This window comes from Mesorhizobium sp. M0136, from assembly GCF_040322515.1.
Taxonomy (GTDB): domain Bacteria; phylum Pseudomonadota; class Alphaproteobacteria; order Rhizobiales; family Rhizobiaceae; genus Mesorhizobium.
The window spans coordinates 1-4,945 of the sequence record NZ_JAMYTP010000057.1; the positions used below are offsets into that span (position 1 = coordinate 1).

A 4,945-nucleotide genomic window follows, 5' to 3' on the forward strand; every position below is an offset into this window, starting at 1 on the left:
GTCAAATCCGCCGACCAGATCCTCGCATCGGTCAAGCGTTTCTGCCAGAAGACAATGAACCGAACTTCAGATTCAGGTGACTAGGACACCGTCTGTCAGATAAAGTTTAAACTTTTACAATTTAAACGCGGCCGAGCTTGACGATCTCGCCATCAAGCAACGACACGACCTCGGCGGCTACGCGGTGTATGTCCATGCCGATAATACGCACGGTTCCCTCCATCGTTGGTCACGAACAGGGAGCGAGCGGGCAACTCGACAAATACGGATCCACGCTCGCAGCGCATCCGGGCGAGTCGTAGGGCGGCCAGATAATGTCCTCGAACACGCAGTTCATCTGCATACGACGGCCTGCCCGCACTTGCGTGCTCCCGGTGCCCCGTGGCCCGGATGCGCCAAGCTTAACGAACCTGACGACCGAACAAACGATGGCACCAAGAACATCATGCCGGATAATGGCTTCATCGAGAGCTTCAACGGCCGACCGCGCGATGAACTGCTCAACGAGACGCTGTTTACTTCGCTGGCTCAGGCACGCGTCGCCATCGCCCTGTGGCGCGCCGACTACAACACCGCGCGGCCGCATTCCCAAATCGCCTGGCAGACACCGGCCGAGTTCGCCACCACCTTCAATCTGCGACGGTCGCTCGCGCTGCGCTATGCCAAAGGCTCCGCGCCAGCGCCCGTCGCTTCACCCGCCCAACAGGGCACAACCCACGCCGGAAACGAACTCAAAACTGGATAGAAACTGGGGGCAAGGTTACAAATCCAACCGCTGACACTTACGACTTTCGAAGCCATGCATTGGGAGCACAAGTAAAATTGGTTCCGAACGCGTCGGTGTAATAAGTATCGATTAAAAAACCAAACTGCTCGATCGTCTGTAAGCCTTCAATAATCTCTTTATTCGCTTGCAACGGATTATCTTCTATAACATAGTAATCTCCAGTTACAAGGAATTTTTGCAAGTAACTAAATACAGAAAATATTTCTATGTGCGCGTCATCGACCACCAGCCATGGATGAGGTAGCCTCATGAGTAGGTGATCGTCGAAATTGGAAGTGTTTGAAAGATCAATTTGATGATACGTAATCATTGGATGTCTTGCATTTACATGGATGCATTCCGTATTAACATCGAAAGAATGAACTTCACCTTGTTCATCGCAGAGCACGGACATTTGATCAGCGAACCACATTCCGCTTCCACCCTGAAGAGAACCGAGTTCCAGAATTGTCCTCGGCTGAAGTTCCCAAATAAGCCGTGTATACAAATATAGATCAAACGGGGTCTTGAGATTGATTAACCCCTTGTACGTTTGCGCCAAGACTCCAAGTTTTGTGTATTGGTTAGGAAACAGCTTTGCGTGAAAAGACGAGTTCCACCCTCGTGCCGATGGCTTTGCAAAGCGGTCGGAACATTCAGCATTCACAACGCTGCTTAGTGCGATTGCCCAATCAAAATATCCACCTGGCTTTATTTGATCTGGGTAGTTCTTGAGGGCGGCTTCGCAAAAAGCGTTAAATCCGGAAACGAGTTTCATAGGTATATCTCCTTACCGCGTCTGTCATTGTCCTTAGGGGTGAGCTCTATTGGTCCCTACAACCAAATAAACCACAACCTTCCTCCCTTGGGGAGCCACCAAATCAGGTAGGGTTTATTTAAGAGGCCTCTCTGATTGGGGTCGTTGAGGTCAAGCCACTCCTGCACTTTTTCCTGGCCGTCCCGCAAGGTTACTCGCTTCTCTTCGCGGTCGGCGCTCTGACCGCCGCATGATTGGATCAGGAGAGCTAGCAGGCCGTTGAAAAAAGGAACTCGCCACAGGTCTGCAACGATGATTCATTGTCTGCGAAGGGGTTCGGAGACCGATGCATGCGAGGCGGGGACGAACTGACGGGCGAACTGTTCAGCTAGTGGACCTCGAGGCTCGGGTGCGGCGCGATCATCCGTTGCGCCGCATTTTGGGCGATTGTGAACGACGCGCTGGCAGCGCTGGAGCGGGAGTTTGCGGCGTGGTACTCGCCGATTGGGCGGCCGTCGATTCCGCCGGAGAAGCTGCTGCGGGCGATGCTTTTGCAGGCGTTCTATTCGATCCGCTCGGAGCGGCTGTTGATGGAGCGGCTGGAATAGGACCTTCTGTTCCGCTGGTTCGTCGGGATTGGCGTCAACGATGCGGCCTGGGATCATTCTGTGTTCTCCAAGAACCGCGACCGGTTGCTGAAGTGACATCGCCGCAAAGTTCCTGAGCGCGGTCGGGACGCTTATCGAGGCCTGGACGTCGATGAAGAGCGTCAAGCCGAAGGATGGCTCTGGCGAGCCGCCGGCTGAGGCGGTGGGCGCAACGCCGAAGCGGACTTCCATGGCCAGAAACGATCCAACGATACACATGCCTCGACCACCGGCCTGCTGGTCGAAGCCTTCCTGACACTGGCCGACGGACATACCGAGCGGATGGCGGCACTGCACATGGTCGAGCCTCGCGCCGACCTACCGCGGGCGATCACGCTCGGTGCCGACAAGGCCTACGATGCGGAGGACTTCGTCAACGAACTGCGCTCGATGAGGGTGACGCCGCATGTAGCGCAGAACACGAGCGGGCGGAGTTCGGCGATTGACGGGCGCACGACCCGGCACGGTGGCTATGCCATCAGCCAGTGTATCCGCAAGCGCATTGAGGAGGCGGTCGGCTGGATCAAGACAATCGCCGGGCAGGAGAAAACCAAGTTGCGCGGCCGCGACCGGGTCGGATGGGCCTTCACCTTCGCTGCCGCCGCCTACAATCTGGTGCGGTTGCCGAAGCTCATGGCGGTGCCGACATGATCGCACCTGCCGGCTGTCAATTGATCGGCCGCTGGCGCATCATCGAAGCTGACCTGTGGGATCGCCGCTATCTCGACCTCGGCGGACCCGCCACGATCACCATTGGGGCCGACAACCACGGTGAGATCGCCTTCGGCGCCCTGCAAGCCGACCTCGATCTCAGCCACAGTACCTCGATGGTCTTCTTCGCATAGGGTGGCTGCGACGAGATGGATGAAATCACCGGCGACGGCTCCGCCGAACTGCTCGACGACGGCTCGATAGAGATCACATTCGCCTATCACCACGGCGATGAAGCCATCCTCAAAGCCAAACGTGACCCTTCTTCAACAGCCTGCTTCTGTAACGGGCCTCGATAGGTCAATCCCTTTTTGCATCGTCCAGTTGCCGGGGTCTTGCTTCTGTACGGGGTCGGTGCGCGACCGCCACCTGATGGAGTTTGAAGAGGATAAGGCCGACCAATCTAGTGACGCGTGATCGCGATGCCACGCAGGCTGTTGCGGTCTGACCTGATCCATCGTCCGGGCAACGGGACCTCGCTTCGGGAGGGCCTGGTGTCGTGACCCGCCCGAATACCGTTGTTCTCCCCTTTCTCAGGCGGCTGCCGTCATCGTCCTGGCCGCCGCGTTGAAGACAGTTCCATCGGGGAGCATGCGGTGCAGGATCACCGCAAGCTTGCGCGCCAGCGCCACCTTGGCCTTCTTCTCCCGGCCCGCCGGGCCATCCGCATCGCCCAGCTTTTCAGCTCCGTGCAGCCCTTGAGCGGCTTGACCAGCATGATGTGGGCGGCCTCATAGAGCGCCGTGCGCACTGCGGCATCCCCGATCTTGCTGATGCGGCCGCTATAGTCGGTCTCGCCGGATTGATACCTCTTCGGCGTCAGGCCGAAATGCGCGCCCGCCCGCTTCGACGAGCGAAAGCGCCCGGGGTCGTCGATCGCAGCGGCATAAGTGAGAGCCACGATCGGACCGACTCCCGGCGTCGACATCAACCGCCTGGCCCTGGCATCAAGGCGCACCAGCGCGCGAACCTTTTTCTCGAGAGCCTGGAACTCGCGCAGTAGCACGGCGTGCACAGAAAGCAGCACCGTGGCCACCGTCTTCAGGTTCGGATGGCCAGCCACCAGTTCACGGATGCGGCAAGCAAAGTCGCGCGGTGTTGTCTTGCCGACCTTGAGCCCGAAGCCGCGCAAAATGCCACGCACACTGTTCTCGACATCCCTCAGCTTCGATTGAATAAGCTTGCGCGCCGCCAGCACCGCCCGCACCTCTTGCGCGGCCAGCGACTTGCAATGCACCGGCCGGAACCAGCCAAGCCGCATCAGCTGCGCGATCCCGCGAGCGTCATTGCGGCCCGACTTCACCGGCATGGCCTTGAAGGCGTCGCGCACATGTCGCGTCTCCAGCAGCTCGACCGCCAGTCCCGCCTGCCGCATCGCCGCAAAGAGCCATTGCGACAGCGGCCCGGCTTCCAGCCCGATCCGCGCCAGAGGAAGGCCGAGCGAGGCAAACCAGGCAATCAATGCCTCCGGCTCGCTCGCCACCCTGGTTTCGCGAACGATCTTGCCGCTTGCATCGACAACGCACACGCTCGAGTATTCCAATGACACGTCGATCCCTGCATAATGCTCCATGGTCGTCTCTCCTTGACGCTTGGAGCGGGCCTGTCCCGACTCCGTTAACACCATCAGTGTGAGGGACGACCACCTCATCGCCAAGCAAGCCGCGAGCGGAGCGCGCCACTCAAGCGCCGTAGCGAAGTGAGAGGCCCGCTTGGCGGCCCGTTACCCCATCTAGGCGTCTCAATCTGTTTCACGACCTTGCCCGGCCGGCCAAGCCCGGGTCGGAATCATTCCCTCGAGGTCGATTTCCGGGAGGGTGATGAACGCGCTGCGCTACTTAGCCTGAAAAATCCATGGGGGTTGGTGGATGTGGCGCAAGCGTTGAAATTTGGTAGGATTTGGTTGCTTAGTAAGCGCTGTCCCGGCGGCACCTTTCGCGCGTGGATGTAAGGGACGATGTTCGAGGCCTTTGAGGGCAGCTTCGACATATGACGATTTCAGAGTTTACGCTTAAGTCCAGGGACGAGGAGCCGGTCCGTCGGCTGGAGATCTTCACTGGTTCG

At 58.6% G+C, this 4,945-nt stretch carries 3 protein-coding genes and 3 pseudogenes; 4 read left to right on the forward strand and 2 right to left on the reverse strand.

The window, feature by feature from the left end; translation table 11 throughout:
- Positions 1 to 454: 454 nt before the first annotated feature.
- Positions 455 to 745: pseudogene (locus tag NKJ35_RS30630) on the forward strand (integrase core domain-containing protein); the annotation flags it as partial.
- Positions 746 to 782: 37 nt separating this feature from the next.
- Here the strand turns inward: NKJ35_RS30630 and NKJ35_RS30635 are convergent.
- Positions 783 to 1,544: a CmcI family methyltransferase gene (locus tag NKJ35_RS30635; RefSeq protein ID WP_352651352.1), complete on the reverse strand. Its 762-nt coding sequence runs from the start codon at positions 1,542 to 1,544 to the stop codon at positions 783 to 785.
- A 329-nt stretch (positions 1,545 to 1,873) separates the two neighbouring features.
- Here NKJ35_RS30635 and NKJ35_RS30640 point away from each other — a divergent pair.
- The 3 genes and pseudogenes from NKJ35_RS30640 to NKJ35_RS30650 all read left to right on the forward strand — a co-directional run bounded on the left by NKJ35_RS30640 (position 1,874) and on the right by NKJ35_RS30650 (position 3,180).
- Positions 1,874 to 2,821 (forward strand): annotated as a pseudogene (locus NKJ35_RS30640) (IS5 family transposase).
- Entirely contained in the window at positions 2,818 to 3,015 is a 198-nt protein-coding gene (locus NKJ35_RS30645; RefSeq protein ID WP_352651354.1) for a hypothetical protein, read from the forward strand. Before NKJ35_RS30640 ends, NKJ35_RS30645 begins: the two are co-directional and overlap by 4 nt.
- A gap of 15 nt (positions 3,016 to 3,030) precedes the next feature.
- Positions 3,031 to 3,180 carry a hypothetical protein gene (locus NKJ35_RS30650; protein ID WP_352651356.1) on the forward strand — a complete coding sequence of 50 codons (150 nt, stop codon included), beginning with the start codon at positions 3,031 to 3,033 and terminating at the stop codon, positions 3,178 to 3,180.
- A 234-nt stretch (positions 3,181 to 3,414) separates the two neighbouring features.
- Here NKJ35_RS30650 and NKJ35_RS30655 read toward each other — a convergent pair.
- Positions 3,415 to 4,454, reverse strand: a pseudogene (locus NKJ35_RS30655) (IS110 family RNA-guided transposase).
- Positions 4,455 to 4,945 lie beyond the last annotated feature (491 nt).